This is a genomic window from Mesorhizobium sp. M7A.F.Ca.US.005.03.2.1, assembly GCF_003997795.1.
GTDB lineage: Bacteria > Pseudomonadota > Alphaproteobacteria > Rhizobiales > Rhizobiaceae > Mesorhizobium > Mesorhizobium ciceri.
Window position 1 is genome coordinate 1 of record NZ_RZRP01000756.1, and the last position, 3,055, is coordinate 3,055.

The 3,055-nt window shown below is 63.9% G+C and carries 2 protein-coding genes and 2 pseudogenes; all 4 read right to left on the reverse strand.

Annotated elements, in window-relative coordinates; all coding sequences use genetic code 11:
* Window positions 1-190: pseudogene (locus EN991_RS29680) on the reverse strand (cell division protein FtsW); the annotation flags it as partial.
* Complete coding sequence (gene murD, locus EN991_RS29685) at window positions 190-1,590, reverse strand: UDP-N-acetylmuramoyl-L-alanine--D-glutamate ligase (protein WP_127370083.1); 1,401 nt, start codon at window positions 1,588-1,590, stop codon at window positions 190-192. The gene murD and the pseudogene EN991_RS29680, both read right to left, overlap by 1 nt.
* 8 nt (window positions 1,591-1,598) lie before the next feature.
* Entirely contained in the window at window positions 1,599-2,681 is a 1,083-nt protein-coding gene (gene mraY / locus EN991_RS29690) for a phospho-N-acetylmuramoyl-pentapeptide-transferase (protein WP_013530954.1), read from the reverse strand.
* 18 nt (window positions 2,682-2,699) lie between these two features.
* Window positions 2,700-3,055, reverse strand: a pseudogene (locus EN991_RS29695) (UDP-N-acetylmuramoylalanyl-D-glutamyl-2, 6-diaminopimelate--D-alanyl-D-alanine ligase); the annotation flags it as partial.

Genomic DNA, 3,055 nt, shown 5'->3' on the forward strand with positions numbered 1-3,055 from the left:
GTACGGTGAAGATGATCTGCCTGGTGGCGAAGTGGAAACTGTCGAGGCCGATGCGTTCGGCGACCGCCGGGCTCGCCGCGAAGGACAGCACGATACCGAGGCCCATCAGCGACAGGAACGCCGCCAGGAACCAGCGATCGATCGTCCACCACCAGGTCGCAACCGGACTTTTGTCGAGACGGCTCTGCATTATCGTGCCCCTCCGATGGGTTTCACACCCTCGATAGCATTCGCAGCTTGCCTGAAGGCTTCGCCGCGAACTTCGAAATTCTTGAACTGGTCGAAGCTGGCGCAGGCCGGCGACAGCAGCACCACCGCCTCGCCGCTGTCGTCCTTAGCCGCATCATGCGCGGCGTGCTCGACCGCCGCGGCCAGCGTGCCTGAAATCTCGTAGGGCACGGCCTCGCCCAGCGTCGCCGAAAACGCCGGCGCCGCCTCGCCGATAAGATAGGCCTTGGCGATGCGCGGGAAGAAGCCGCGCAAGGGTTCGATGCCGCCTTCCTTGGGCAGGCCGCCGGCGATCCAGTAGATGCGTGCAAAGCTCGACAGCGCCGGCGCCGCAGCATCGGCATTGGTCGCCTTGGAATCGTTGATGAACAGCACATGGTCCTTGCGGCCGACCTGCTCCATGCGGTGCGCGAGGCCGGGAAAGCTTTCCAGTCCCGACTGGATCTCGCCAAGCTCCAGCCCGATCTTGAGACAAGCGGCGACCGCAGCCAGAGCGTTCTGGGCATTGTGCTGGCCACGCAAGGAGCCGATGCCTTCGAGGAAGGCGACACGGCTGTAACGGCCGTGCACAGCTTCCATCAAATTGCTGCCATCGGCGAAATAGCCGTCGGTCAGCGGCAGGCGCTTGGAAATGCGGATGACATGCCGCCCCGCCCGCTCCAGCCGCTCGGCAATCTGCGCGCACCAGGAATCGTCGACGCCGACGATCGCCGTCTCGCTGCCGGCCACCAGCCGCTCCTTGATCGCGGCGTAGTGCTGCATGGTGCCATGGCGGTCGAGATGATCGGGCGTCAGATTGAGCAGGATGCCGGCCGTCGGATTGATCGAGGGCGCGAGGTCGATCTGGTAGGACGAACACTCGACGACATAGTGCCGATCGGGCTCGGGCGGATCGAGCGTCATCACCGCGCGGCCGATATTGCCGCCCATCTGGGCATCGCGTCCCGCGGCTTTCAGGATGTGCGCGGTCAGCGCGGTCGTCGTCGACTTGCCGTTGGTGCCGGTGATGGCGATGAAAGGCGCTGTCGGCGCGCTCAGCATCCGCTCGCGGCAGAAAAGCTCGATGTCGCCGACGATCTCGACGCCTGAGCCGCGCGCCAGTTCCACCGTCCAATGCGGCTTGGGATGCGTCAGCGGCACACCAGGCGACAGCACGAAGGCCGAGAATTTCGCCCAGTCGGCGCCGCGCAAATCAGCGGTCGCGATACCGGCAATGGCGGCCTTGGCCACACTGTCGGGATTGTCGTCCCAGGCCAGCACGTCCGCGCCGCCCTCGATCAGCGCGCGCGCCGTCGCGATCCCCGAGCCACCGAGCCCGAAGAGCGAAACGCGCTTGCCTGAAAAGGATGCGGCGGGGATCAAAGGGCTTCCTATCTCAGCTTGAGGGTCGACAGGCCGACCAGCGCCAGGATGACGGCGATGATCCAGAAGCGGATCACCACCTGGCTTTCGGTCCAGCCGAGCTTTTCGAAATGATGGTGGATCGGCGCCATCAGGAACACCCGCTTGCCGGTCATCTTGAAGTAGCCGACCTGGATGATGACGGACAGGATTTCGACGACGAACAATCCGCCGACGATGACCAGCACGATCTCATGCTTGGTGGCGACCGCGACGGTGCCGATCAGGCCGCCCATGGCCAGCGATCCGGTGTCGCCCATGAAGATCGCCGCCGGCGGCGCGTTGAACCAGAGGAAGCCGAGGCCAGCGCCGATGACCGCGCCGAGCACGACCGCCAGTTCACCGGTGCCGGGCACGAAATGGATCTGCAGATATTCGGCGAACACGGCGTTGCCGGAGAGATAGGCGATGACGCCGAAGGAGGCAGCCGCGATCATGATCGGCACGATCGCCAGGCCGTCAAGGCCGTCGGTCAGGTTCACCGCATTGCCGGCGCCGACGATGACGAAGCAGGAGAACGGAATGAAAAACCAGCCGAGATTGACGATGAATTCCTTGGCGAAGGGAAAAGTCAGCGACGACGAGAACGGCGCCTGGCCATTGTGCATGATCACCCAGGCGGCGATGCCGGCGATGACGAATTCCAGCGCCAGCCGTGCCTTGCCGGAAAAGCCGAGATGCGACTGCTTGGTGACCTTCAGATAGTCGTCGTAAAAGCCGATCGAGCCGAAGCCCAGCGTCACCAGCAGCACCACCCAGACATAGATGCTCGACAGGTTCGCCCACAAAAGCGACGAGCCGATGATGCCCGACAGGATCATCAGCCCGCCCATGGTCGGCGTGCCGGCCTTCTTGAAATGTGTCTGCGGCCCGTCGGCGCGGATCGGCTGGCCCTTGCCTTGCCGCAGCCGCAGCGAATTGATGATGGTCGGTCCAAAGATGAAGACGATCAGCGCCGACGTGATCAGCGCGCCACCGGTGCGGAAGGTGATGTAGCGGAAGACATTGAAGACCGAGACCTTGTCCGCAAAATCGACGAGCAGTGTGAACATGCGCTTTCGTCCCCCGACCTAGGTCTGTTTTCTGGTTGTCGATTCAGCCGGGAATTTGCCCAGCAGCGCATCGACCAGTTTTGCAAAACCGATGCCCTTCGACGATTTGATCATCACCACGTCACCCGGCTTGAGCGCGGCAAGCAGCACCGGCTTCAGCTCCTCGACACCGGCGCGGTATTCCGTCTTGATGTCAGCCGGCAGCGCTTCGGCCAGCGCCCGCATTTCCGGGCCGCCAAGAAAAACGGTCTGCGTGCCCGTGCCGACGATGAGATCGGCAAGGGCCGCATGCAGCTTGGTCGAATGGTCGCCGAGTTCGAGCATGTCGCCGAGCACGGCGATGCGGCGGCCCTCGCCCGTCACCGGCGTCGCGT